This window comes from Escherichia sp. 93.0816 (assembly GCF_013368855.2).
Classification (GTDB): Bacteria; Pseudomonadota; Gammaproteobacteria; order Enterobacterales; family Enterobacteriaceae; genus Escherichia; species Escherichia ruysiae.
In genome coordinates, this window is the sequence record NZ_JABWNC020000004.1 from 43099 (window position 1) to 69667 (window position 26569).

The window sequence follows — 26569 nt, forward strand, 5'->3', positions numbered from 1 at the left end:
TGAGATGCTCCTTATTCGTTCACAACGCCTGCGCGAGGCAGTGAGTCAGGGACAGAGGTCGACTGGCGAACGACGGTAATCAGCAGCGTTAACATCACCGCACTGATCGCCGCAGGCACAGCGATAATGAAAAACAGAGTGTCGAAAGAGAAATTCATCGCCATCATCACGCCGCCAGAAAGCGAACCGACAATCGCACCGCAGCGGCCGACGGCGTTTGACCAGCTCACGCCCGTGGCGCGGCTTTGCGTTGGGTAGAGCGTGGCGGTCAGCGCGTTCAGCCCCACTTGCGATCCGCTGATACCAATGCCGGTGCCAAAGACAGCCAGTGCCATCAGCCATAATCCGTCCTGACTTAAGCCAATCATCACGATGCATACAACGCCTATGGCATAGCTCACAGCCAACACGCGGAAAGGATTGAATTTATCCATCAGTACGCCCAGCGCCAGCGCGCCCAACGTGCCGCCAATCTGGAATGCGGCGGTGACCCAGGACGCATGTTGCAGGTCGATACCACGATGGTTAAGCAGCGTCGGCATCCAGCTTGAGAGCAGATAAATGATCAGCAGGCTCATAAAGAAAACGACCCACAGCATCAACGTGATGGTTAACTGACGCCCGGCAAACAACTGGCGAATGCTGCCTTTGGCAATAGCGGCTGATTCATTGAGATAAAAGTGGGTATCGACATAACGCTCGCGGGTAATGGCGCTCACGGTTTTTGCAATTACCGCCTGCGGTAACTGGCGGCGCACCTGCCAGCGAGGCGATTCCGGCAAAACCACCAGCAGCGCGACAAATAAAATCAGCGGTAATACGCCTCCCAGCACCAGAATGCCGTGCCAGCCAATCACCGGCACCAGTTGTGCGCTGACAATCCCGCCAAAGGCTGACCCCAGCGTGAAACCGCAAAACATCAGCGTTACCAGCGCGCCGCGACGACGAGCTGGCAGATATTCCGACGTCATGGTGATGGTATTCGGCATTGCGCCGCCAAGCCCTAACCCGGTGAGAAAGCGCAGGATTACCAGTGTTTGCAGATCTGGTGAAAAAGCAGAGGCAAGACTTAGCGCACCAAATAAAAAGACGCACAACTCAATGACCCGTTTGCGCCCAAAGCGATCGGACAACGGGCCGCAAAGCAGTGCGCCTGCGGTTAATCCCAACAGACCCGCGCCAAACAGCGGCGCGAGATCGCCTGCGGAGAGTTGCCAGTGAGTACGAATATCGGGAGCGATAAAGCCGATAGCCGCCGTGTCAAAACCATCGAGCATTACCACCAGAAAACAGCAGATGATAACGCGCCACTGCATCTTGCCGACTGGAGCGGCATCAATCAGTGCTTGTAAATCACGTCGTTGAGTCATAGTGAATGCCTCAGTGCAGGTAAGGTAGATGTTTCTATTGTTTTGTATATGTTGCGATATTGTGATTAAAGAGATGAAATGTACAATGGCATTTTCGGCAGAGAGATAACCTGGAGGTTATGGCAAATGGCAAACTGGGCGCAGAAATTAAAACTTCATCACCTACAAATGCTGGTGGCGCTGGGCGAACAAGGCAATCTGACCCATGTAGCGCGGATGATGAATATCACCCAGCCTGCGCTGTCGAAATGGCTGTCACAACTCGAAGATGAGATCGGCCTCACACTCTTTGAGCGGCACAGCAAAGGGCTACGTCCGACCGAAGGCGGCAAATTGTTACTGCAACATGCTCAACGGTTAATCAATGACATGGAGCGATCGCAACATGAACTGGCGCGCTTTAAACAAGGCGGACTGGTCGGCAGTCTGAAAATAGGTTGTTCTCCTGTCGCCACTGACTGCGTATCCCAGGCGATTTTGCATTTGCTAAAAGAGATGCCGACGCTACACCTGAATATCGAAGAGAAGGTGATGACGCCATTACTGCAAGACCTGCTGGCAGGTTCTGTGGATGTAGTGGTTGGTCGTATTGGTGGTCGTGCGCTGCAACTGCCGCTGAATTATCAGGTGCTCTACACCGAGCCTGTGTGCTTTGTCGCTCGCCCGAACCATCCACTGGCGAAATATGCCGCTCTTGGCTGGAATGATCTGGCTAACTGGCGCTGGATAGTCTGGCCGACCGGAACACCTATTCGTCTCAGTATTGATAATGCGCTGGTAGAACATGGCGTGATGCTGCCAGAAAACACCATTGAATCGGCGTCAATGAACGTCAGCACCAACCTGCTCCAAAGCAGCGACATGATTTCTATACTCTCTTTACGTCTGGCGCAACGCTATGCCAGTCAGGGGCAACTGGTGATCCTGAATCTGCCGAAGATAGAACAGAAAGGCAGCGTCGGCGTGTTCTGGCGTAATAACGAAACGCCCTCCCGTGCGCTAAGTCGGTTTCTGCACTTTTTGAACCAGAATTAGACCACTGAATTGGGCGCTTGCCCGATCTCCATCTCCTGTAATTCAACTATGCTCAGATTTCATGATGTGATCGGTAGCACGTTTTACAGATTAATTGTATGATGAATCCATCTCATCTGGGGTGTTGATCATGAGTAAGACACTGAACATTATCTGGCAATATTTACGCGCTTTTGTCCTTATTTATGCCTGCCTGTATGCAGGCATTTTCATTGCTTCCCTGCTACCGGTAACCATTCCGGGCAGCATCATCGGGATGCTGATCCTGTTTGTCCTGCTGGCCTTGCAAATTCTTCCGGCGAAGTGGGTCAATCCGGGGTGCTACGTACTGATTCGCTATATGGCGCTATTGTTTGTGCCAATTGGCGTAGGCGTTATGCAATATTTTGATTTGCTACGCGCACAGTTTGGCCCGGTAGTGGTTTCCTGTGCCATTAGTACGCTGGTGGTTTTTCTGGTGGTGAGCTGGAGTTCGCACCTGGTACACGGTGAACGTAAAGTCATAGGTCAGAAAGGATCAGAGAAATGATGGCGAATATCTGGTGGTCATTACCGCTGACATTGATTGTCTTTTTTGCCGCCCGCAAACTGGCAGCGCGGTATAAATTTCCATTGCTCAATCCGTTGCTGGTGGCAATGGTGGTGATCATTCCTTTTTTAATGCTGACCGGTATCTCTTACGACAGCTATTTTAAAGGTAGTGAGGTTTTAAACGATCTGCTGCAACCGGCGGTGGTGGCGCTGGCCTATCCTTTATATGAACAGCTGCATCAGATCCGCGCGCGCTGGAAGTCGATCATCACCATTTGCTTTATCGGCAGCGTGGTCGCGATGGTGACAGGCACGTCCGTGGCATTGCTGATGGGCGCTTCACCGGAAATCGCCGCGTCAATTCTGCCGAAATCGGTGACTACGCCAATTGCGATGGCGGTTGGCGGCAGTATTGGCGGTATCCCTGCAATTAGCGCAGTTTGCGTCATTTTCGTCGGTATTCTGGGCGCGGTGTTTGGTCATACATTGCTTAATGCGATGCGTATTCGCACCAAAGCGGCGCGCGGTCTGGCGATGGGGACGGCCTCACACGCCCTCGGTACGGCACGCTGTGCCGAGCTGGATTATCAGGAAGGCGCATTTAGTTCGCTGGCGCTGGTGCTGTGCGGGATTATTACCTCGCTGATCGCACCGTTCCTTTTCCCGATAATTCTGGCTGTAATGGGCTAAAATTTTGCGATGCGTCGCGCATTTTTGATGTAAGTTTCACGCGTTGCATAATTAATGAGATTCAGATCACATATAAAGGCATAACGGGTTCGTAAACTGTTATCCCATTACATGATTATGAGGCAACGCCATGCATCCACGTTTTCAAACTGCTTTTGCCCAACTTGCGGATAACTTGCAATCTGCACTGGAACCCATTCTGGCAGACAAGTATTTTCCCGCGTTGTTGACCAAAGAGCAGGTCTCTTCGCTGAAGAGCGCAACGGGGCTGGACGAAGACGCGCTGGCTTTCGCACTGCTGCCGCTGGCGGCGGCCTGTGCCCGCACGCCATTGTCGAATTTTAATGTTGGCGCTATTGCGCGCGGCGTGAGTGGAACCTGGTATTTTGGTGCCAATATGGAATTTATTGGCGCGACAATGCAGCAAACCGTTCATGCCGAACAAAGTGCTATCAGCCACGCCTGGTTGAGCGGTGAGAAAGCACTCGCCGCCATCACCGTTAACTACACGCCTTGCGGTCACTGCCGCCAGTTTATGAATGAACTGAATAGCGGTCTGGATCTGCGTATTCATCTACCGGGTCGCGAAGCGCACGCGCTGCGTGACTATCTGCCGGATGCTTTTGGGCCGAAAGATCTGGAGATTAAAACGCTGCTGATGGATGAGCAGGATCACGGCTTTGCACTGACCGGCGATGCGCTTTCTCAGGCGGCGATCGCAGCGGCAAACCGTTCACACATGCCTTACAGCAACTCCCCAAGCGGCGTGGCGCTGGAATGTAAAGACGGTCGTATTTTCAGCGGTAGCTACGCTGAAAACGCGGCGTTTAACCCGACTCTGCCGCCATTACAAGGAGCGTTAATTCTGTTGAATCTCAAGGGTTATGACTACCCGGATATTCAGCGCGCGATTCTGGCAGAAAAAGCCGATGCGCCGTTGATTCAGTGGGATGCAACCTCCGCAACGCTTAAAGCGCTCGGCTGCAACAATATCGACCGCGTTCTTCTCGCTTAAGCCTGGTGCCGGATGCGGCGTGAACGCCTTGTCCGGCCTACAGGTCTGGCACACTGATAAGCGTCGCATCAGGCTTGCCAACTTATCCTGGTGTCGAAAATCCCGGCAAACAGTTTGCCGTTTCTTGCGCAAAGCCCGCAGGTAAAGTAGCCTGATTGAAATTCCCCAAGATCGAGTTTTCTGCATGTTAAAGCGCGTGTTTTACAGCCTGTTAGTCCTGATCGGCTTGCTGCTGTTGACTGTGCTCGGCCTCGATCGCTGGATGAGCTGGAAAACTGCGCCTTATATCTACGACGAGTTACAGGATCTCCCCTACCGCCAGGTCGGCGTGGTACTTGGCACCGCGAAGTATTATCGCACCGGGGTAATTAATCAGTATTACCGCTACCGTATTCAGGGCGCAATAAATGCCTATAACAGCGGTAAGGTGAATTATCTATTACTTAGCGGCGATAACGCGTTGCAGAGTTATAACGAACCGATGACCATGCGCAAAGATTTAATTGCCGCTGGTGTCGATCCGGCTGATATTGTTCTCGACTACGCAGGTTTTCGAACCCTCGACTCTATCGTACGCACGCGCAAAGTGTTCGATACTAACGACTTCATTATTATCACTCAGCGTTTCCACTGTGAACGGGCATTATTTATCGCTCTGCATATGGGTATTCAGGCACAGTGTTATGCCGTACCATCACCCAAAGATATGTGGTCGGTACGTATTCGTGAATTTGCCGCTCGTTTCGGCGCTCTGGCTGATCTTTATATCTTTAAACGTGAGCCACGCTTTTTAGGTCCGCTGGTTCCAATTCCGGCAATGCACCAGGTGCCGGAAGATGCGCAGGGGTATCCGGCCGTTACCCCCGAACAATTACTTGAATTAGAAAAGAAACAAGGAAAGTAGTTATGGATGTTCAGCAGTTTTTTGTCATTGCCGTTTTTTTCCTGATCCCTGTATTTTGTTTTCGCGAAGCCTGGAAAGGCTGGCGTGCTGGCGCAATTGATAAACGGGTTAAAAATTCCCTGGAACCGGTGTATGTCTGGCGTGACAAAAATCCCGGACTCTTCTTCGCTTATATAGTGGCATATAGCGGCTTCGGACTTTTATCCATCGGCATGATTATTTATCTTATTTTTTACAGATAATATTATTTCTTCCTCTTGCTAATTATTGAGAATAATTATTAGTTCACCCACCAGGCTGCGGATATAACATTCTGAACCGCAGCTATTTGTGAATCTTTTCACAGTTTAAATTCCCCCACACGCTTAGCCTTAATATTAGTACGTTATATTTACCCAAAATAATTTGAGTTGCAGAAAGGTGCGATGTCGCAGCACATGCCACTTGAAGTATTGCGGGTAAAACAGGCGTTCGCCTTAATTACCCATAGCATTAAGGAAGATCACATGCCGCAACAAAATTATCTGGATGAACTCACTCCGGCTTTTACGCCTTTACTGGCGATTAAAGAAGCCTCCCGCTGTTTATTATGTCACGACGCGCCCTGCAGCCAGGCTTGCCCGGCGCAAACCGATCCGGGGAAATTTATTCGCTCAATCTATTTTCGTAATTTTAAAGGTGCTGCCGAGACAATTCGCGAAAATAATGCCCTTGGTGCCGTTTGCGCCAGAGTGTGCCCTACGGAAAAATTATGCCAGAGCGGTTGTACCCGTGCGGGTGTCGATGACCCCATTGATATTGGTCGCTTACAACGTTTTGTTACTGATTTTGAACAACAAACTGGAATGGAAATTTATCAACCAGGCAGCAAGACGCGCGGTAAAGTCGCGATTATTGGTGCTGGTCCTGCCGGATTACAAGCCAGCGTGACGCTGACCAATCTGGGCTACGACGTCACAATTTATGAAAAAGAAGCGCAGCCCGGTGGCTGGTTGTGTAACGGTATTCCGCAATTTCGTTTGCCGCAATCAGTGCTGGAAGCGGAAATCACTCGCATCGAAAAAATGGGTGTAGCCATTAAGTGCAACTGTGAAATTGGCAAAACGCTTTCGCTGGAACAACTGAAAGCAGAAAACCGCGCAGTGCTGGTCACCGTGGGGTTATCGAGCGGTTCTCGGCTGCCGCTGTTTGAGCATAGCGACGTTGAGATCGCCGTCGATTTCCTGCAACGCGCGCGCCAGGCACAAGGCGATATCAGCATCCCGCAAAGCGCATTAATTATTGGCGGCGGCGATGTCGCGATGGACGTTGCCAGCACGCTGAAAGTTCTCGGCTGCCAGGCGGTGACCTGTGTAGCGCGCGAAGAGTTAGATGAATTTCCGGCAAGCAAGAAAGAGTTCACCAGCGCCCAGAAATTGGGGGTATCGATTATTGATGGCTTTACGCCAGTGGCGGTAGATGGCAATAAAGTTACCTTTAAACATGTTCGTTTGCCAGGCGAACTGACAATGGCAGCGGACAAAATTATTCTCGCCGTCGGTCAACATGCCGAACTTACCGCTTTTGCGGCGCTGGAGCCGCAGCGCAATATTATCGAAACGAAAAATTACCAGACTCGCGACCCACAACTGTTTGCCGCTGGCGATATTGTTGAGGGTGACAAAACCGTGGTTTATGCCGTGAAGACCGGGAAAGAAGCCGCCGGGGCGATTCATCACTATTTAGAGGGAGCTTGCTCATGTTAACGAAAGATCTTTCTATTACCTTTTGCGGCGTGAAGTTTCCCAATCCGTTCTGCCTCTCTTCTTCGCCGGTCGGCAACTGCTACGAGATGTGCGCCAAAGCCTACGACACCGGCTGGGGCGGCGTGGTGTTCAAAACGATCGGCTTTTTTATCGCTAACGAAGTTTCGCCACGTTTTGATCATCTGGTGAAAGAAGATACCGGTTTTATTGGCTTCAAAAACATGGAGCAGATTGCCGAACATCCCCTGGAGGAGAATCTGGCCGCTTTGCGTCGGTTGAAAGAAGATTACCCTGACAAGGTGCTGATCGCCTCGATCATGGGGGAAAATGAGCAACAATGGGAGGATCTGGCGCGTCTGGTGCAAAAAGCAGGCGCCGATATGATCGAATGTAATTTCTCCTGCCCGCAGATGACTTCTCATGCGATGGGGAGCGATGTCGGGCAAAGTCCGGAACTGGTAGAAAAATATTGTCGTGCGGTGAAACGCGGTTCCACTTTGCCGATGCTGGCGAAGATGACGCCGAATATCGGTGATATGTGCGAAGTGGCGCTGGCGGCGAAACGCGGCGGCGCAGATGGCATTGCGGCGATTAACACCGTCAAATCCATCACCAATATCGATCTGAATCAGAAAATTGGTATGCCGATCGTCAACGGTAAATCGAGTATTTCCGGTTATTCCGGTAAAGCGGTGAAACCGATCGCCCTGCGCTTTATTCAGCAAATGCGCACCCATCCGGAACTGCGTGATTTCCCGATTAGCGGTATCGGTGGTATTGAGACCTGGGAAGATGCAGCGGAGTTTTTATTACTCGGTGCGGCAACGTTACAGGTGACCACTGGCATCATGCAGTACGGTTATCGCATTGTGGAAGATATGGCGAGCGGGTTGTCACATTATCTTGCCGATCAGGGATTTGATTCGTTGCAGGAGATGGTTGGCCTGGCGAATCATAATATTGTCCCGGCGGAAGATTTAGACCGCAGTTATATCGTCTATCCCCATATTAATCTTGATAAATGTGTCAGCTGTGGGCGCTGTTATATTTCCTGCTACGACGGTGGGCATCAGGCGATGGAATGGGATGAGAAATCGCGCACGCCGCACTGTAATACCGAGAAGTGCGTCGGTTGTCTGCTTTGCGGTCATGTTTGTCCGGTGGGGTGTATTGATCTCGGGGAAGTGAAGTTTAAAAAAGGAGAGAAAGAACACCCGGTAACGTTGTAGAACCAGCATCGCATCCGGCATTTGGCTCCTGTCGCCGGATGCGGCGTGAACGCCTTATCCGGCCTACAAAACCACACAGATCATGATGTTATGTGCATTTATGACCGAATGCGAGCCACATTCATATCACTTCTTACGCGCGTATTTCAGTGAATCCAACGCCACGGCGAAGATAATAATCGCCCCTTTAATGATGTACTGCCAGTACGGGTTTACGCCGATGTACGTCAGGCCATAGTTGATGACCGTAAAGATAATTACCCCGGTCACCACGCCAATCACCGTCCCCACACCGCCGCTGAACGATACGCCGCCCACCACGCACGCCGCGATAGCATCCAGCTCATACATAAAGCCGAGGTTGTTAGTCGCAGAGCCGATACGTCCGGCTTCTAACATTCCGCCGAAGGCATAGAACACACCAGACAGCGCATAAATCATCAGCAGATTCAGGCCGACGTTGACACCAGAAACCTTCGCCGCTTCCGGGTTACCGCCGATAGCAAAAATGTTCTTACCGAAGCGGGTTTTGTTCCACAGTACCCAAACGAACGCCACGGCAATCAGCGCGTAGAAGGTGATGTAAGAGAGCCGGAAACTCCCCAATGCAATAAAGCCCTGGGCAAAGGTGGAGAAGCCGCTATCAAAACCGGAAATCGGTGACGCACCAACAAAATCGTAATAGAGCGAGTTGATGCCGTAGACGATAATCATCGTACCAAGCGTGGTAATAAACGGCGTCACGTTGAGATAAGCAATGATCAGGCCGTTGATTAAACCGATAACCGCACCAATGGCACAGACAATCAGAATAACCAGCGCGATCGGCATCGTCGCCATTTCCGGGAACACTTTGTTGGCGTTTTCCATCGACTGCAATAACGTCGCTGCCACCACCGCTGCCAGCCCTACCTGGCGCCCGGCAGAAAGGTCAGTTCCCTGGGTGACAATTAATCCTGCCACGCCAAGCGCGATAATAATACGTACCGATGACTGGGTGAGAATATTACTTAAGTTCAACAGACTTAAAAAAGTAGGATCCTGGAAAATTATAATCGCCAGCAAAACTAAAAGAACGACGTAAATACCGCCCTCTTTCAGGTAAGTAAGAAAACTTTTCTTATTTAACGCACTCATGGGAAGCCCCTAATCTTAAAGGTGCAAAGACGCAAGACGCAGAATTTCGTTTTGCGTTGTTGTTTTTGTATCGACAATTCCAGAAACGAGACCATTGCTCATCACCAGAATACGGTCTGTTATCCCTAACAACTCTGGCATTTCTGAGGAGATAATAATAATCCCCTTGCCTTTCTTCGCCAGTTCGGCAATTAACTGATAAATTTCAAACTTCGCCCCAACATCAATACCGCGCGTCGGTTCATCAAGCATTAATATTTCCGGTTGCGTTAGCAGCCAGCGACCAATAATCACCTTTTGCTGATTACCGCCGGAGAGCGAACCAATTTGTGTTCGATGCCCCGGCGTTTTTACCCGCATCGAATCAATAACCCACTGGGTATCGCTTTTCATCCGCGAGTTATCCAGTAACCCAACTTTATTTTTGTAGTTGCGAATATTGGAAATTAACGAGTTAAAACCAATATCCAGATAGGCATAAATTCCCGTCGAGCGGCGCTCTTCAGTGACCAGCGCGAATCCGTGGTTAATAGCTTCGTTGGCATTATGGTTATTGATCTTTTTCCCGTGCAGCGTAATGGTGCCGGAAGATTTCTCACGGATACCAAATAACGTCTCAACAATATCAGTACGTTTCGCTCCCACCAGACCGGCAATACCGAGGATCTCCCCTTTGTGCAGATCAAACGAGACATCGCGGATGGAAGGCTGGCGCAGCGACGTCAGGTTACGCACTTCCAGAATCACTTCGCCTGGCGTGTTTTGTTTGTCCGGGAAACGCTGGTTAAGAGAACGCCCAACCATCATGGCGATGATCTTGTCCATCGTCAGTCCTGCCAGCGGTTCGGTGGCGATCCACTGACCGTCGCGCAATACGGTGACTTCATCACATAACTGGAAAATTTCTTCCATTTTATGCGAGATATAAACAATACCGCAGCCGCGCTCTTTTAATTTACGAATAATAGTGAACAGATGATTGACCTCTTTTTCGGTTAACGAAGAAGTCGGCTCATCCATAATCACGATTTTCGCGTTATAGGAAAACGCTTTGGCGATTTCGATCATTTGCATTTGCGAAACAGATAATGTCCCGACCCGCGCACGCGGATCGATATCAATATCCAGTTCATCAAAAATCGCTTTGGTTTCACGGTACATTTTGTCCTGATCGACAAACATGCCTTTGGTGGGATATCGCCCCAGCCACATGTTGTCCATCACCGACCGTTGTAATACCAGGTTTAACTCCTGGTGTACCATCGAAATACCATTTTCCAGTGCTTCTTTGGCAGAATGAAAATCGATCTCTTTACCCTGGAATAAAATGGTGCCGGAGTCTTTTTGATAAATACCAAACAGGCATTTTAATAATGTCGATTTTCCTGCGCCGTTTTCTCCCATTAATGCATGGATAGAATGTGGCCGGACTTTTAAATTAACGTTATCAAGTGCCTTAACACCGGGAAAGGACTTGTTGATACCGCTCATTTCCAACAAGTATTCCCCGGAAGACGAAGCCGTTGAGCTGACCATATAATTTTACCTTGTTGGCCATACAATAAGGGCGCAGTAAACGACTGCGCCCAATCAGTCTTATTTCTTGCTGAATTCAGCCAGATTGTCTTTATCTACGCCAACATAAGGAACGCGGACAACTTTATTGTCGATTTTCCAGTTGGTGCCATCAGCCGCACCTTTGCCATCGGCCAGGTTTTTCGCCAGATCAAAGGTCGCTTTCGCCTGGTTGTTAGCATCGTTCAGCACAGTGCCCGCCAGTGCACCGGATTTCACCAGTGCCAGAGCTTCTGGCAGCGCATCGACGCCAAACACCGGAATGCTGGACTTGTTGTGCGCTTTCAGTGCTTCTACCGCGCCCATTGCCATCGCATCGTTGTTGGCAATAACCACTTCGATTTTGTTGGCGTTCGGGCCAGACAGCCAGGCGTCCATCTTATCTTTCGCCTGAGCGGTGTCCCACATAGCAGTATCTAACTGTAACTGTTCCGTTTTGATGCCTTTGTCGTTCAGTTCTTTAATCACGTAAGTGGTACGTGCTTCTGCATCCGGATGGCCCGGTTCACCTTTCAGCAGTACGAACTGAATCTGACCGTCTTTGTTGAGATCCCAACCCTGATTCGCCGCCCAGTGTTTAGCAATCAAATCGCCCTGAATAATGCCGGACTCTTTCGAGTCAGTGCCAACGTAGTAGGCTTTGTCGTAGCTATCCAGCGCCTTACGGGAGGGTTCTTTGTTGAAGAAAACCACTGGCACGTTTTGCCCGCGCGCTTTCTCAATCACTGTACCTGCAGCCGCCGGGTCAACCAGGTTGATTGCCAGCGCCTTCACCCCTTTCGCCAACAGTACGTCAATCTGATCGTTCTGCTTGGACTGGTCATTCTGCGAATCATTCATCAGCAACTGGACGTCTGGCGCGGCTTTCGCATCTTGTTCGATAGCCTTACGCACCACGGACATAAAGTTATCGTCATATTTATAAATCGTCACACCAATACGGGTATCAGCAGCGTGTGCAGCGGCACCGAATAACATGCTGGCCATCACAGCAGACAGGGTTAACACCTTCTTATTCATGGTATCTCCGGTTTTTCTTATGCAGGGTAGTGCTTGAGATAAATGCTCGGCGGGGCAGTATAGTTAATGAAGTGTTACTGAACGCCGAAGCTCACGTTTTAAAATTCGTTCTTCCATGCCCGGTAACGCTCCAGAAAACGGCTTTAATTGTTGTTATGACGCTATAGCCTCGATAAAAGTGATTATTCACTGTTACATATAGGTTACAACGTTAAAACGGTGCAATCATAGCTATCGCATTGTTAAGATACTGTGAAATCACTCACAGATTGAAAGCGGTTACATCGCCTGATTTGTTGAGTTAGTGATCGCCGCCGCATTCTGGCGTGTTGCGACAGAATGCCGACGCACTAACGTCGGCATAAAACAGTGGCTGGCTCGCGGATCAATATTGCCTGCTGCGCCCTGCAAGGCCAGTTCAGTAGCTAATTTAGCCATCGAAGCAATGGGATAACGCACGGTCGTTAATTGCGGGTCGGTGTAACGGGCGATGGGGATATCATCGAAACCGATGATGGAGAGATGTAACGGAATCGCAATGCCATTATCTTTTAATGCCGTCAGTGCGCCAGCGGCCATATTGTCGTTATAAGCAAACACAGCAGTAAGTTGCAGATTGCGTCCCAGCAGCTCGACCATTGCCGTCTCACCGCCGGGCATGTCCGGCGTGCCGGTGCCAATCCAGCTTTCCGGCGGAACAATATCCTGCTCTTTCAGCGCACTCATCCAGCCTGCTTTGCGCATTGCGTCATCTTCAATGCCGTGGCTGGAAGAAAGATAACCGATGCGTTGATGACCGTTATTCAGCAACATGCGCGTCGCCATTCGGGCACCGCTGAGATTATCCAGGCAAACGCAACGATGAGCGTAACCCGGTACAACGCGATTGATCAGCACCATACCAGGAATGTTGTCCATAAACTGCGCCAGTTCGTCGTCGCTTAACGCTTTTGAATGAACAATCAACGCATTACAACGCTGGCGAATTAACACCTCAATGGCGTGACGCTCTTTTTCCGCTTCATGATAGCTGTTGCCAATCAATACATATTTCTGATGCTGTTGGGCGACGAGATCGACGGCTTTCACCAGTGCGCCGAAAAACGCATCAGAAACGTCCATCACCACCACGCCAACGGTATCGCTCACCTGGGTTGCCAGCGCCTGGGCATTGGCGTTTGGTCGGTAATCCAGTTCACTCACCGCTTTCATTACCGCTTCACGCGTGTCCGCACTCACCAGAGTACTGTTATTGAGCACCCGGGAAACCGTTGCCACAGAGACGCCAGCCTGACGCGCTACATCACGAATGGTGATCATATTCACTACCTGTTGTGAGATTGCAGTAGGTTACTGCTTGCTGGCGGCTATTTTGTCAGCACTGAATACAGGACTTCGTGAATCGAGTCACAGCAATGGAAACGGTTACAGCCGTTTTGTTAATGAATGTGATCGAGATCGTTATCTTGATGTTTTAGATAATGCCGGTCCGGCAGCACGGAGGGTTAGCTGACGCCAGAGCCATTCTACCGGCCCCTGGCGGAAATAACGCAGCCAGATAACAGAGAAGAGGATATTCGCCAGCCATACCGGCATAACAAACGCCAGCAATTCCAGACGGTCAAACTGCATAAACAAACCGAGATGATAAAACAGCGTGGTACAAATCAGCGTTTGTAACAGGTAGTTGGTCAGCGCCATCCGTCCAACGCAGGCGATCGCCAGCACCAGCTTAAAACGGCTTAATTGTGGCCAGTAGCCGAACAGCAACGACGCATAACCCATCGCCTGAAATGGCGCACTCAGTTCACGCGGCATCTGAAGTAAGAAGGCGCACCAGCGATACGCCCAGTCCAGCCGCCATTGTAGTGCGATAGCAGGAAGGTTAATCATCAGCCCAATCGCCACCAGCACAAAACCGGTACGGCGATAGTGGCGCAAGCTGTACTGCCCTTTCAGCCAACCGCTACGCATCAATGCCGCGCCAATTAGCATCATCCCCGCCAGTTGCCAGCCATACTGCGCACCCAGTGCCAGTAAACTGTTCCCTACTCCATCGGCACGGTTACTGATGGCTTCCACGCCGCCGTGAAGTTTCCAGTATTTTTCATACAAAATGGCGGACGCATCCGGCGTCCAGGCGCGACTGGTCTGGCTGTCGGAAATCAACCCCAGCAGCAGCAAAACGCCAAGCCCTACCAGATACAACATGACGCCGGTATTAAACAGGCTTTTTACCGATGGCGCATCGCGCACCAGTCGCCAGCTGATTAAGCCCACCAGCCCGTAAGCCAGCAGAATATCGCCGTCCCAGAATAACAATCCGTGAATAAAGCCCAACAAAACTAACAGGGTGAGCCGCGACTGGATCCAGCGTCTGCCACGGGGCAGCAACATCTGCATACCCGCACCAAACAGCAACGCAAAAAGCGTGAGGAATTTCACCTGGCCGATGAGATCGAGAAATGCCCATGTCCAGGCATCTTGCGACGTAATAGCGCCGTACCAGGCGGGATTGAGATAAGCCGCCTTTGGGAGTCCAAAGGCGCTGATGTTTAATAGCAGGATCCCCAGAATGGCGACGCCGCGAACAAAATCGAGCGTGACGTTGCGCTCCATGGTTCCTGCCTTTTAATCAGTTGTGATGACGCACGGCGCGCAGAAACTCGTGGCGCGTATTCTGACTGGATTTGAACAAACCACCGAGGGAGGTCGTTGTCGTGGCGCTGGTTGCATCGCGGATGCCACGCGCTTTCACGCAGTAATGCACCGCATCGATGGAGACCGCCACATTATTGGTGCCCAGCAGCGTTTGTAGCGCAATGAGAATTTGCTGGGTCAGACGTTCCTGCACCTGCGGACGCTGGGCAAAAAACTGCACAATGCGGTTAATTTTTGACAGCCCGATCACCGAATCTTTCGGGATATAGGCCACCGTCGCTTTGCCATCAATAGTGACAAAATGGTGTTCACAGGTGCTGGTCAGGGTGATATCGCGCACGGTGACCATTTCATCGACCTTCATTTTATTTTCAATGAGGGTGATTTTCGGGAAGTTGGCGTAATCCAGACCGGAGAAAATTTCATCGACATACATTTTGGCGATGCGATGCGGCGTTTCCATCAAACTGTCATCAGCCAGGTCGAGATTCAGCAGCTGCATGATTTCGGTCATATGACCGGCAATAAGACTTTTGCGCGTTTCGTTATCCATTTCATGCACGGGCGGGCGTAGCGGTGTTTCCAGTCCTCGCGCAACCAACGCTTCATGAACCAGGGCCGCTTCTTTACTGAGTGATGGCATTTATATTTTCTCCTGCAGGTGTGACGCCTCCGCCCTGCGTGGGGGCAAAGTTATTAAGCTGATTAGCAGCCTGATTATTGTGCGTGAGGTGACGCACATAATCCAGTATTCACAGCGATAATTATTGTAATTGCCGCTGCCTTTCAGCCGTAGATGTTAAAACATCGTTATGCATATGCGGAAGTGAAAGTTACTCACAACACACTGAATAAACGGTATGATGAAAAAATTGCAAACAACATAACAAGGAGCCACGCATGGAAATGCTCGAAGAGCATCGCTGTTTTGAAGGCTGGCAGCAACGCTGGCGGCACGACTCCAGTACCTTAAACTGTCCGATGACGTTCAGCATCTTTCTCCCGCCTCCCCGCGATAACGCCCCGCCGCCAGTGCTGTACTGGCTTTCGGGATTAACCTGTAATGACGAAAATTTCACCACCAAAGCGGGTGCCCAGCGCGTGGCTGCGGAACTGGGGATTGTACTGGTAATACCAGACACCAGCCCGCGCGGCGAACAGGTTGCCAATGATGACGGCTATGATTTAGGCCAGGGCGCAGGGTTTTATCTTAACGCTACGCAATCGCCGTGGTCGGCGCATTACCGGATGTATGATTATCTGCGCGATGAATTACCGGCGCTGATTCAGTCGCAATTTAACGTCAGCGATCGCTGCGCCATTAGCGGTCATTCGATGGGAGGTCACGGCGCATTGATTATGGCGCTGAAAAATCCTGGCAAATACACCAGCGTTTCCGCCTTTGCGCCAATTGTGAATCCGTGCAGCGTCCCGTGGGGAATCAAAGCATTTAGCGCCTATCTGGGCGAGGATAAAAATGACTGGGAGGAATGGGACAGTTGCGCGTTGATGTACGCCAGTAATGCGCAAGATGCGATCCCGACGCTTATTGATCAGGGCGATAGCGATCAGTTTCTTGCCGACCAGCTCCAGCCTGCGGTGCTGGCAGAGGCCGCTCGTCAGAAAGCGTGGCCAATGACGTTACGTATTCAGCCGGGTTATGACCACAGTTACTACTTCATCGCCTCTTTTATAGAGGATCATCTGCGCTTCCATGCGCAGCATTTACTGAAGTAAAACTTAGCCCGGTTCGCCGGGCATCTTCTCATCAGAAGCGATAATCCACCGCCATAAAGTAACGACGTCCGTCTTCGTTATAGCTGTAGTCGTCACGACTGAGATCTTTATCAGTCAGGTTCAGCACGCCCGCACGCAGTTTGACGTCTTTGGTAACCTGCCAGGCCGCGCCGGTATTCCAGATCGTATAGCCGCCAGGCGTTTTGGCCGTATCACTGTCGGCACGTTTCCGCCCGGTATAGTGACCAGAAACATAGAATGACCAGTCTTCCAGCGCCAGCGGTTTCCAGTCCAGCGTACCGTTAGCGGTATGGAACGGCAGGTCGGAAAGCGGTTTGTTTTCGCCATTGCTGACATCACGACCATCGTTGTAGGTGTAGTTGAGTGACAGTTTCCATTCATCGTTGAACGGAATTTTCAACTCAGTCTCCACGCCCTGAATCCGCGCTTTGTTAACGTTGTAGTAGCTGAATACCGGTATCCGTCGTCCGTTAGCGCCCGTTTCAAAACCGACAAAGTTCTGGTAACCCGGTGCAGCGTTAACGTCAGACGTGCGGCTGATGCTAATACGATCTTTCACATCGTTGCGGAAAACAGTCACGCTGGATTCAACCCCTTCCAGCCAGCCATCTTCACCCATGTAGTAAAGCCCCAGTTCCCAACTTTCGCTGGTCTCTGGTTTCAGATCCGGGCTGCCGACAATTTTACATGCACCACGGCAGGAATTTGTCGTCCAGTCAGGGCTAAGCTGCAACAAAGAAGGCGCTTTAAAAGCCGTCGCCCAGCCACCTTTCACGGTAACAGTGTCGGTAGCGTTATAGACCAGATAGGCACGCGGGCTCCAGTGATCGCCGTAGGTTTCGTGATCGTCCATACGCACGCCGGTCGTCAGCGCCAGCGGCTCAAAGATCCGCCATTCATCTTCCACAAACAGCGCGTACTGGCTGGCAGATGTTTTGGTGCTGGTACCACCGGTCAGGTTTACTGCATCACTAAGTTTATCGTGACGCCATTCACCGCCAACCGTGACAAACTGATTAATCGCCGTCAGCGGCAGCGTGTATTTGCCATCAACGGTATTGCTTTCAGATGTAATTGGGCTGCTGTTGCCAGGGTTTTTGTTTTCGACTTTCTCGCCGTAATATTTCAGTTCGCTGGTGCCGTAATCCCAGCGACCATTATGGCTGACAGAGTAGTTCTGGCGTTCCAGGCGGTTTTTGTCCAGCGAGTCGGAATCACGATCCTGACGGTCGAAACCGTAACCGGCGGTAAAATCGTGATTTTGATTCGGCGTCCAGGCAAATTCGACATTGCCGTCGCGGCTGGAGAATCCTTCAATACGCGGTGTTTCTCCGGTATCGGTGGTGGTTGAGTTTTGCGGGTCATCCTTTTCACGTTTCGCCAAGCTGCCGTAGGCCTTCATTCCCAGCACACCGTCAATTAATGGCCCGCTGGTGAAGAACTGACCGTTGTACGTGTCACCACGATCGCGATGTTCCTGAATGGTGGTATCGACCGTAACAGTGCCCGTCCATTTTTGACCGATTTTTTTGGTGATGATATTGACCACGCCGCCGAGCGCATCAGAACCGTACAACGAGGACATCGGGCCACGTACCACTTCAATACGTTCGATGGAATCAACCGGGATCCAGTTCAGATCAAAGTCATTGTGGCGAAAGACAGCATTGCGGGAGTTAACGCGTTTACCATCGACAAGAATCAGCGTGTAGCTGCTGTCCAGGCCACGAATACTGACGCCCTTGCGGTTATCCCCTTCGTTAGTCAGTTGTACGCCCGGCACTTCTTTGAGGACATCTTTCAGGTTCTGTACTGGTTTACGCTGCAGGTCTTCCTGGGTAATGACGCTGATACTGGCAGGTGCGTCTTTAAGGTTTTGTTCAACGGAAGATGCGGTGACAACCATCGTCTCGCCATCATCATCAACCGCCAACACAGGCCATGCACAAGAAATTGCGGACAAACACAGCCCGACCCGTACGAAAGGGTTCAACCTAAACATTCCATATCTCCATGAGGTAACTACGAAAATAAATGGGTTATCGCTCACATCTTCTTCACGTCCCCTTGCGTACGGCAGCATCGCGGTGGACTTTTTATAGGCAGGAGATCACTCCAGAAAGCCTGAACAGCCCCTGATTTGTCAGCCTTTTTTGATTTCCGCGTAACAATAATGCAAACGATAACAATTATCAATTCAATTGTTAAATTTTATATCCGCATGAATATCAAGGAAAAGAAAAAGCCCTCTCGGCTGAGAGGGCTTAACAAGGAAGGGAGGAAACTTATTTCTTATCGTTCTGCGGGAACTTCATTTCGCTGTAACGCACGAAGTGGGTTCCTTTAATCAACTTGTAACCAAACCAGATGGCCAGGAACAGCGGGATACCAATATACGTTGCCGCTACGCCGCCCCAGTCGATGGTATCTTTCAGGAACGCCTCGTAGTTCTGGCCCAGGGTAATAATCAGACACAGAATGAAAGCGAAGATCGGTCCCAACGGGAAGAAGCCCGAACGGTACGGCAGGTCGTTAATGTCGTGTCCCTGCAATACATAGCCGCGACGGAAACGATAGTGGCTGATAGCAATCCCCAGCCAGGCGATAAAGCCTGTCATCCCGGAGGTGTTCAGCAGCCACAAATACACCGTCTGGTTACCAAACATGGAGGTCAGGAAACACAGACCGGCAATCACCGTCGTGGCATACAGCGCGTTACGCGGTACACCGCCACGTGACAGTTTGGCGAAAATACGCGGCGCTTTTCCGTCACACGCCAGGGTGTACAGCATACGGGTAGACGCGTACATACCGGAGTTACCCGCCGACAGTACTGCTGTCAGAATGACCGCGTTCATCACCGCCGCCGCAGAAAGCAGCCCCGCGTGCTGGAACACCAGCGTGAACGGGCTGACGCTGATGTCTTTCACATCGTTACGCAGCAGGCTTGGATCGGTGTACGGAATGATCAGGCTGATGATCAGAATCGCAAACACATAGAACAGCAGGATTCGCCAGAATACCTGACGCACCGCACGCGGAATATTTTTCCCAGGATCTTCAGATTCGCCCGCAGCAATACCAATCAGTTCGGTTCCCTGGAAAGAGAAGCCGACAATCATTGCCACGCCAATCATCGCCGCAAAACCACCGGCAAACGGTGCTTCACCTATCGTCCAGTTGCTCCAGCCCACAGGCTGCGCGCCTTTGAAGATACCGATAATCATCATCACGCCGACGACGATAAAGATAATCACTGTTGTGACTTTGATCAGTGAGAACCAGTACTCCGCTTCACCAAAGCCTCTGACCGAAATGTAGTTCAGCAGGAAGATGACGCCAAGGAACAGCGCACTCCAGATCCAACCAGGAACATCCGGGAACCACCAGCTCATGACCAGCTGCGCAGCCACCAGGTCAACGGCGATAGTCACCGCCCAGTTGTACCAGTAGTTCCAGCCCAGCGCGAAGCCAAAGCCCTCTTCCACATAGTTCTGACCGTAAGTCGCAAACGAACCTGAAACCGGCATATACGCCGCCAGTTCGCCAAGACTGGTCATCAGGAAGTAGACCATCAGGCCAATCAAAATATACGAGAGCAGCGCCCCGCCCGGACCTGCCTGAGAAATCGTTGCGCCAGAGGCAACAAAAAGACCCGTACCGATGGAGCCGCCAATGGCAATCATCGTCAGGTGACGCGCCTTTAATTCACGGCGTAAGCCCGGCGCTTCTGTTGTTTTAGTTTCGGAAACCATACAAAAATGCTATCCATCTTAAAAATGAGGCGCGATTGTAGCAGACGATTTGCAATCCTTCCGGTAGAAATGCGCTTTTATAAGAGACCTTCATGATCGCCCAGGAATTATAAGTAAAGCAGCCAATCTCTTTTCTGGCGAATACATGACGCTGGTGCTGCGTCACGAAATCGACACAGCACCAGCATGTTCTTGTACAGCACCTTAACGCGGTACATTCGCGGGATCGCAATAGTCCAGAAAGCGCCGTAGCGCGTTGGAAAGGTGTTTTTGCCGATGATGTATACGCCACAACGTACGCATCAGGCGCGGCAGAGGGACCGCAACTTCACTTAATGTGCCTGCCTGCAATTGATCTTCAATCACCCGTCGCGACAGGCAACTAATACCCAACCCATGACGCACCGCATGTTTGATTGCCTCGGAGTTACCTAATTCCATCGCCATCTCAAACTTCGGTAAATGTGACAGCAACAGATAATCGACAATCTCCCGCGTGCCGGAACCGCGTTCACGCAGGATCCAGGGCGCAGCGGCCAGCTGTTCTAAGGTGACCGGACCACGAGCCAATGGCGAAGTCGGCGCGGCGAAAACCACCAGCTCGTCTTCCAGCCACGGTTCAGAAATGATTTCAGTGCTGTGGCACGGTCCTTCAATAAAGCCAATATCAACGCGGAAATCCAGCACCGCTTGCATCACGTCCTGGCTGTTCCCAACGCTAAGTTCAATCGGCAACTGCGGATAATCATGGCGATAACGGGCGATAACTGCAGGCAGAATGTAGTTACCGATGGTACTACTGGCATAGATACGAATCGCGCCGTTGTCTTCGCGAAACAGTTGTTCGATTTCAACCGCCTGTTCAAGCAGTGCCAACGCACGCGGATAGAGCAGCCGCCCGTGTTCATTAACAACCAGTCTTTTCCCCACGCGATCAAACAGTTGCACGCCAAGCTGCCCTTCCAGGTCGGTCAAGGCTGCGCTCACTGCTGATTGCGACAACGCCAGCATCACCGACGCCTGGGTGGTTGATCCACTTTTCAATACTTCTGCAAAAACTTCCAACTGCCGGAGGGTGATGTGCATAGTCGCTTACCACTTATAAAGATTAATTATAAATATATAATCAATTTTATTTTTAAACCAGTTAGTCGTAACCTTATGCCCGGTTAAAGGAGAGGGTTATGACGAATATCACCTTACAGAAACAACATCGTACACTGTGGCATTTTATTCCGGGGTTAGCCCTGAGTGCAGTTATCACCGGGGTCGCCCTGTGGGGTGGTTCCATTCCCGCGGTTGCGGGTGCCGGGTTTAGTGCCCTCACCCTCGCAATCTTGTTGGGGATGGTTTTAGGTAACACAGTATATCCGCATATCTGGAAAAGCTGTGACGGCGGTGTGCTGTTTGCCAAGCAACATTTACTACGTCTGGGTATTATTCTTTACGGTTTCCGTTTGACGTTTTCACAAATTGCCGATGTCGGTATCAGTGGGATCATCATTGACGTGTTGACACTGTCCAGCACCTTCCTGCTGGCCTGCTTCCTGGGGCAGAAAGTGTTTGGCCTGGATAAGCACACCAGCTGGTTGATCGGTGCCGGTAGCAGTATTTGTGGTGCTGCAGCGGTACTGGCGACTGAGCCGGTAGTGAAAGCGGAAGCCAGTAAAGTGACCGTGGCTGTTGCAACCGTCGTTATCTTCGGAACCGTCGCGATTTTCCTCTACCCGGCGATATATCCGCTGATGTCTCAATGGTTTAGTCCGGAAACTTTCGGTATCTACATTGGTTCTACTGTGCACGAAGTGGCGCAGGTGGTGGCGGCAGGTCATGCCATCAGCCCGGATGCAGAAAACGCAGCAGTTATTTCCAAAATGCTGCGCGTGATGATGCTGGCTCCGTTCCTCATCCTGCTGGCGGCACGTGTTAAACAGCTGTCTGGGGCTAATGGCGGCGAGAAAAGCAAAATCACCATTCCGTGGTTTGCCATCCTGTTCATCGTGGTTGCCATCTTTAACTCGTTCCACCTGTTACCGCAGAGCGTGGTGAACATGCTGGTAACGCTGGATACCTTCCTGCTGGCAATGGCGATGGCGGCGCTGGGTCTGACTACCCACGTCAGCGCGCTGAAAAAAGCCGGGGCGAAACCTCTGCTGATGGCACTGGTACTGTTTGCCTGGCTGATTGTTGGTGGTGCTGCGATTAACTATGTAATTCAAAGCGTCATCGCATAAACCACTACATCTTGCTCCTGTTAACCCGCTATCATTACCGTTTTCCTCCAGCGGGTTTAACAGGAGTCCACATATGAAATACATTGGAGCGCACGTTAGTGCTGCTGGCGGTCTGGCAAATGCCGCAATTCGCGCCGCCGAAATTGACGCAACCGCGTTTGCCTTGTTCACCAAAAATCAACGTCAGTGGCGTGCCGCCCCCCTCACGACACAGACCATCGACGAATTCAAAGCCGCCTGTGAAAAATATCACTACACGTCGGCGCAAATTCTTCCCCATGACAGTTATCTGATTAACCTCGGACATCCGGTCGCTGAAGCCCTGGAAAAATCACGCGATGCGTTTATAGACGAAATGCAGCGTTGCGAACAACTGGGGCTTTCTTTGCTCAACTTCCATCCTGGCAGCCATCTGATGCAAATTTCAGAAGAGGATTGCCTGGCGCGCATTGCCGAATCCATCAACATTGCGCTGGATAAAACTCAAGGTGTAACAGCGGTGATTGAAAACACCGCCGGTCAGGGCAGCAATTTAGGGTTTAAATTCGAACATCTCGCGGCGATTATTGATGGCGTGGAAGATAAATCCCGCGTCGGCGTCTGCATTGATACCTGCCATGCTTTCGCTGCCGGGTATGATTTGCGTACTCCAGCCGAATGCGAGAAAACGTTCGCTGATTTTGCCCGTATTGTTGGCTTTAAGTATCTGCGTGGGATGCACCTTAACGATGCGAAAAGCACCTTTGGCAGCCGCGTTGACCGCCATCATAGCCTCGGTGAAGGCAATATCGGTCATGATGCGTTCCGCTGGATCATGCAAGACGACCGTTTCGACGGCATTCCGCTGATCCTTGAAACCATCAACCCGGATATCTGGGCAGAAGAGATCGCCTGGCTGAAAGCGCAACAAACTGAAAAAGCGGTAGCCTGAAGATGAATAACCGGGAAAAGGAGATCCTTGCAATTTTACGGCGTAACCCGCTGATTCAGCAGAACGAAATTGCGGACATGCTGCAAATCAGTCGTTCGCGCGTTGCGGCGCATATTATGGATTTAATGCGCAAAGGGCGGATTAAAGGCAAAGGTTACATTCTCACTGAGCAGGAATACTGCGTAGTGGTGGGGACAATCAATATGGATATTCGCGGGATGGCGGATATCCGTTACCCGCAAGCGGCTTCTCATCCCGGTACGATTCATTGTTCGGCAGGCGGCGTTGGGCGCAATATCGCCCACAATCTGGCGCTGTTAGGCCGCGACGTCCATTTACTCTCGGTGATTGGCGATGATTTTTATGGCGAGATGCTCTTAGAAGAGACGCGCCGTGCCGGGGTGAATGTCTCTGGCTGCGTTCGTTTACATGGCCAAAGCACATCGACGTATCTGGCAATTGCCAATCAAGACGAACAAACCGTATTGGCGATTAATGATACCCATCTGCTGGAACAGTTAACGCCGCAATTATTGAACGGATCACGTGATTTACTTCGTCATGCGGGCGTGGTACTGGCAGATTGCAACCTGACTGCCGAGGCGCTGGAGTGGGTCTTTACCCTCGCCGATGAAATCCCGGTATTTGTCGATACCGTTTCAGAATTCAAAGCGGGCAAAATCAAACACTGGCTGGCGCATATTCACACCCTGAAACCCACTTTGCAGGAACTGGAAATTTTATGGGGAAAGGTGATCACCAGCGATGCTGACCGTAATGCCGCAGTGAATGCGTTGCATCAGCAAGGTGTTCAGCAACTGTTTGTTTATTTGCCCGATGAATCCGTTTATTGCAGCGAAAAGGATGGCGAGCAATTTTTGCTGACTGCGCCAACGCATACGACGGTGGACAGTTTTGGTGCCGACGATGGTTTTATGGCAGGCCTGGTGTATAGCTTTCTGGAAGGAAACAGTTTCCGTGACAGCGCCCGTTTTGCGATGGCCTGCGCGGCAATTTCGCGCGCCAGCGGCAGCATAAATAACCCTACCCTGTCTGCCGATAACGCGCTTTCATTAGTGCCGATGGTGTAACAATGCTGCCGGATGCGACGCTTGACGCGTATCATCCGGCCTTGTTATCAACACTTAGTGGGTTTTGATGTAGCCGCGCACGCACTCTTCGACTAATCCCCAGAACCAGTCGGTATCGATGGTGATGCCGACTTTGGTATTAGCGGGCTTGCCGAGAACGCCCAGCTCGTCGCAGACAGTACGCCCGTAGCAAGGGCCGCTGTTGACGTCCACTTCGACGTACATTTCCTGGGTTTTAATACCATCAGGGTTGATCAGATAACCGATGCAGGTGGCGTCATGCACCGGACCGCCAGCCAGGCCATAGTTTTCGAACTGCGTTTTGAGAGTGAAGTTCATGATGTCGCTGAACAGCTCGCCAGCAGGGCCGCCTGCCCTTTCCATCCGCGCAATCACATCCGGGGTACACACGGTCTGGTTAGTGAGATCGAGACCCATCATCACCAACGGAACGCCGGAGGTGAACACCACGCGTGCGGCTTCCGGGTCGGCAAAGATGTTGAACTCGGCAGACGGCGTGAAGTTACCTGTTCCGTAAGCGCCCCCCATCAGCACAATTTCACGGATTTTTGGCAGGATCGCCGGTTGCATACGCATCGCCACGGCGATGTTTGAAAGCGGCCCCACCGGCACCAGAGTGATATCGCCTTCACTTGCCATCAGGGTATCAATGATGTATTTCACCGCATGGGTGCTTTCTGCCTGGCGAGTCAGCGGTTCGAACACGGGGCCATCCAGACCGGTTTCGCCGTGAATATTATCAGCAACAATTTGTTTACGCATAATGGGCTGCGGCATCCCTGCATAAACCGGAACATTAATCTCCAGTTTCTGACAAACATTCAGGCCATTAATTAATGTTTTATCAAGCGTCTGATTACCCGCCACAATGGTGATACCTAATAAATCAATCGCCGGATGTTTCGCGGCCATCATTATGGCAATAGCATCATCATGACCCGGATCACAATCCAGAATAATTTTTCTCTTTTCCATTGTTTATTTCCCCTGTTTCAAGTTGCGTTATTTTTTCTACAGCAAAGAAAATTCGACCGGCCGATGATTGAATCTTAACAACAGCGTACGTATGCTAAATATGAGAAATCTCATAGCGGATAAACATCGTGAAAGAAATCCACAATAATGAACTTAAACAGCAACTGATTGGTGAGTCCGCATTTAATGAGTGCTTTTCAACGGATGTTTCAGCCGATACGCGACTGTTTCATTTTTTAGCGCGTGACTACATTGTGCAGGAAGGGCAACAGCCGTCCTGGCTGTTTTACCTGACGCGAGGCCGCGCCAGGCTTTACGCCACGCTTGCCAATGGGCGCGTGTCGCTGATTGATTTCTTTGCCGCGCCCTGTTTTATTGGCGAGATTGAGTTAATCGATAAAGACCATGAACCGCGTGCGGTGCAGGCTATTGAAGAGTGTTGGTGTATTGCGCTCCCCATGAAACACTACCGCCCGCTATTATTAAACGACACGCTATTTTTACGAAAACTCTGCGTCACCTTAAGTCATAAAAATTATCGCAATATTATTTCTTTAACTCAGAATCAATCATTTCCGTTAGTGAATCGCCTGGCAGCATTTATATTACTCTCGCAAGAAGGTGATCTTTATCACGAAAAGCATACGCAAGCGGCAGAGTATTTAGGCGTTTCTTACCGACACCTTTTATATGTTCTCGCACAATTCATTCACGACGGTTTATTAATTAAAAACAAGAAAGGGTATCTGATTAAAAACCGAAAGCAGTTGTTGGGACTGGCGCTGGAGATGGACCCGGAGAATAAATTCTCCGGGATGATGCAGTAAAAATTATTTGCAATAGCGCGATAGCCGGATGCGACGCTTGACGCGTCTTATCCGGCTTACAAATC

At 50.8% G+C, this 26569-nt stretch carries 24 protein-coding genes; 13 read left to right on the top strand and 11 right to left on the bottom strand.

Annotation, left to right across the window (positions count from 1 at the left end):
* Positions 1 to 11 precede the first annotated feature (11 nt).
* Positions 12 to 1370, bottom strand: a complete 1359-nt coding sequence (mhbT, locus tag HEM79_RS06480) for a 3-hydroxybenzoate transporter MhbT (protein WP_176242207.1) — start codon at positions 1368 to 1370, stop codon at positions 12 to 14.
* A gap of 126 nt (positions 1371 to 1496) precedes the next feature.
* Between mhbT and HEM79_RS06485 the strand changes: the two genes are divergently transcribed.
* The 8 genes from HEM79_RS06485 (at position 1497) to preA (ending at position 8519) form a co-directional block, all read left to right on the top strand.
* Positions 1497 to 2405: a LysR substrate-binding domain-containing protein gene (locus HEM79_RS06485; protein WP_000024643.1), complete on the top strand. Its 909-nt coding sequence runs from the start codon at positions 1497 to 1499 to the stop codon at positions 2403 to 2405.
* Positions 2406 to 2535: 130 nt separating this feature from the next.
* Entirely contained in the window at positions 2536 to 2934 is a 399-nt protein-coding gene (locus tag HEM79_RS06490; RefSeq protein ID WP_001516704.1) for a CidA/LrgA family protein, read from the top strand.
* A complete protein-coding gene (locus HEM79_RS06495) occupies positions 2931 to 3626 on the top strand; it encodes a CidB/LrgB family autolysis modulator (protein ID WP_000968208.1) in 696 nt (231 codons plus the stop codon). Before HEM79_RS06490 ends, HEM79_RS06495 begins: the two co-directional genes overlap by 4 nt.
* Before the next feature lie 130 nt (positions 3627 to 3756).
* Positions 3757 to 4641, top strand: a complete 885-nt coding sequence (gene cdd, locus HEM79_RS06500; protein ID WP_000553574.1) for a cytidine deaminase — start codon at positions 3757 to 3759, stop codon at positions 4639 to 4641.
* A gap of 184 nt (positions 4642 to 4825) precedes the next feature.
* Complete coding sequence (gene sanA, locus HEM79_RS06505; RefSeq protein WP_000920075.1) at positions 4826 to 5545, top strand: outer membrane permeability protein SanA; 720 nt, start codon at positions 4826 to 4828, stop codon at positions 5543 to 5545.
* Positions 5546 to 5547: 2 nt separating this feature from the next.
* The gene (locus HEM79_RS06510) at positions 5548 to 5787 is read left to right on the top strand and encodes a DUF2542 family protein (protein ID WP_000383083.1); all 240 of its coding nucleotides are present in this window, start codon (positions 5548 to 5550) and stop codon (positions 5785 to 5787) included.
* A gap of 264 nt (positions 5788 to 6051) precedes the next feature.
* Positions 6052 to 7290: an NAD(P)-dependent oxidoreductase gene (locus HEM79_RS06515; RefSeq protein ID WP_176242209.1), complete on the top strand. Its 1239-nt coding sequence runs from the start codon at positions 6052 to 6054 to the stop codon at positions 7288 to 7290.
* Positions 7284 to 8519, top strand: coding sequence for an NAD-dependent dihydropyrimidine dehydrogenase subunit PreA (gene preA / locus HEM79_RS06520; protein WP_176242211.1), 1236 nt, complete (start codon positions 7284 to 7286; stop codon positions 8517 to 8519). The genes HEM79_RS06515 and preA overlap by 7 nt, the downstream gene beginning before the upstream one ends.
* Before the next feature lie 126 nt (positions 8520 to 8645).
* On the opposite strand, the gene mglC is transcribed toward preA, so the two are convergent.
* The 6 genes from mglC to folE form a co-directional block, all read right to left on the bottom strand.
* A complete protein-coding gene (gene mglC, locus HEM79_RS06525; RefSeq protein ID WP_001275121.1) occupies positions 8646 to 9656 on the bottom strand; it encodes a galactose/methyl galactoside ABC transporter permease MglC in 1011 nt (336 codons plus the stop codon).
* 15 nt (positions 9657 to 9671) lie between these two features.
* Positions 9672 to 11192, bottom strand: a complete 1521-nt coding sequence (gene mglA, locus HEM79_RS06530) for a galactose/methyl galactoside ABC transporter ATP-binding protein MglA (RefSeq protein ID WP_176242213.1) — start codon at positions 11190 to 11192, stop codon at positions 9672 to 9674.
* 60 nt (positions 11193 to 11252) lie between these two features.
* A complete protein-coding gene (gene mglB / locus HEM79_RS06535) occupies positions 11253 to 12251 on the bottom strand; it encodes a galactose/glucose ABC transporter substrate-binding protein MglB (protein WP_001036964.1) in 999 nt (332 codons plus the stop codon).
* 279 nt (positions 12252 to 12530) lie between these two features.
* The gene (gene galS / locus HEM79_RS06540; protein WP_176242215.1) at positions 12531 to 13571 is read right to left on the bottom strand and encodes an HTH-type transcriptional regulator GalS; all 1041 of its coding nucleotides are present in this window, start codon (positions 13569 to 13571) and stop codon (positions 12531 to 12533) included.
* Between the two features lie 141 nt (positions 13572 to 13712).
* On the bottom strand, positions 13713 to 14870 hold the full coding sequence (gene yeiB / locus HEM79_RS06545) for a DUF418 domain-containing protein YeiB (RefSeq protein WP_176242217.1): 1158 nt from the start codon (positions 14868 to 14870) through the stop codon (positions 13713 to 13715).
* 16 nt (positions 14871 to 14886) lie between these two features.
* On the bottom strand, positions 14887 to 15555 hold the full coding sequence (gene folE, locus HEM79_RS06550) for a GTP cyclohydrolase I FolE (RefSeq protein WP_001139613.1): 669 nt from the start codon (positions 15553 to 15555) through the stop codon (positions 14887 to 14889).
* Positions 15556 to 15812: 257 nt separating this feature from the next.
* Between folE and yeiG the strand changes: the two genes are divergently transcribed.
* Entirely contained in the window at positions 15813 to 16649 is an 837-nt protein-coding gene (gene yeiG, locus HEM79_RS06555) for an S-formylglutathione hydrolase (RefSeq protein WP_176242219.1), read from the top strand.
* 31 nt (positions 16650 to 16680) lie between these two features.
* Here the strand turns inward: yeiG and cirA are convergent, their stop codons facing one another.
* The 3 genes from cirA to yieE all read right to left on the bottom strand — a co-directional run bounded on the left by cirA (position 16681) and on the right by yieE (position 21511).
* Positions 16681 to 18672 carry a catecholate siderophore receptor CirA gene (cirA, locus tag HEM79_RS06560; RefSeq protein ID WP_176242229.1) on the bottom strand — a complete coding sequence of 664 codons (1992 nt, stop codon included), beginning with the start codon at positions 18670 to 18672 and terminating at the stop codon, positions 16681 to 16683.
* A 283-nt stretch (positions 18673 to 18955) separates the two neighbouring features.
* Positions 18956 to 20425 carry a lysine-specific permease gene (gene lysP / locus HEM79_RS06565; RefSeq protein WP_000253268.1) on the bottom strand — a complete coding sequence of 490 codons (1470 nt, stop codon included), beginning with the start codon at positions 20423 to 20425 and terminating at the stop codon, positions 18956 to 18958.
* 204 nt (positions 20426 to 20629) lie between these two features.
* Entirely contained in the window at positions 20630 to 21511 is an 882-nt protein-coding gene (yieE, locus tag HEM79_RS06570) for a DNA-binding transcriptional regulator YeiE (RefSeq protein WP_000548294.1), read from the bottom strand.
* Between the two features lie 98 nt (positions 21512 to 21609).
* Between yieE and HEM79_RS06575 the strand changes: the two genes are divergently transcribed.
* The 3 genes from HEM79_RS06575 (at position 21610) to HEM79_RS06585 (ending at position 24681) form a co-directional block, all read left to right on the top strand.
* Positions 21610 to 22659 carry a YeiH family protein gene (locus HEM79_RS06575; protein ID WP_000182062.1) on the top strand — a complete coding sequence of 350 codons (1050 nt, stop codon included), beginning with the start codon at positions 21610 to 21612 and terminating at the stop codon, positions 22657 to 22659.
* 73 nt (positions 22660 to 22732) lie between these two features.
* The gene (gene nfo / locus HEM79_RS06580) at positions 22733 to 23590 is read left to right on the top strand and encodes a deoxyribonuclease IV (protein WP_000873880.1); all 858 of its coding nucleotides are present in this window, start codon (positions 22733 to 22735) and stop codon (positions 23588 to 23590) included.
* Between the two features lie 2 nt (positions 23591 to 23592).
* Positions 23593 to 24681, top strand: a complete 1089-nt coding sequence (locus HEM79_RS06585) for a sugar kinase (protein ID WP_176242231.1) — start codon at positions 23593 to 23595, stop codon at positions 24679 to 24681.
* A gap of 54 nt (positions 24682 to 24735) precedes the next feature.
* On the opposite strand, the gene rihB is transcribed toward HEM79_RS06585, so the two are convergent.
* A complete protein-coding gene (rihB, locus tag HEM79_RS06590) occupies positions 24736 to 25677 on the bottom strand; it encodes a ribosylpyrimidine nucleosidase (RefSeq protein WP_000415411.1) in 942 nt (313 codons plus the stop codon).
* A 128-nt stretch (positions 25678 to 25805) separates the two neighbouring features.
* On the opposite strand from rihB, the gene HEM79_RS06595 reads away from it, so the two are divergent.
* Entirely contained in the window at positions 25806 to 26504 is a 699-nt protein-coding gene (locus tag HEM79_RS06595; protein ID WP_105286766.1) for a transcriptional regulator YeiL, read from the top strand.
* The last annotated feature ends 65 nt before the right edge of the window (positions 26505 to 26569 follow it).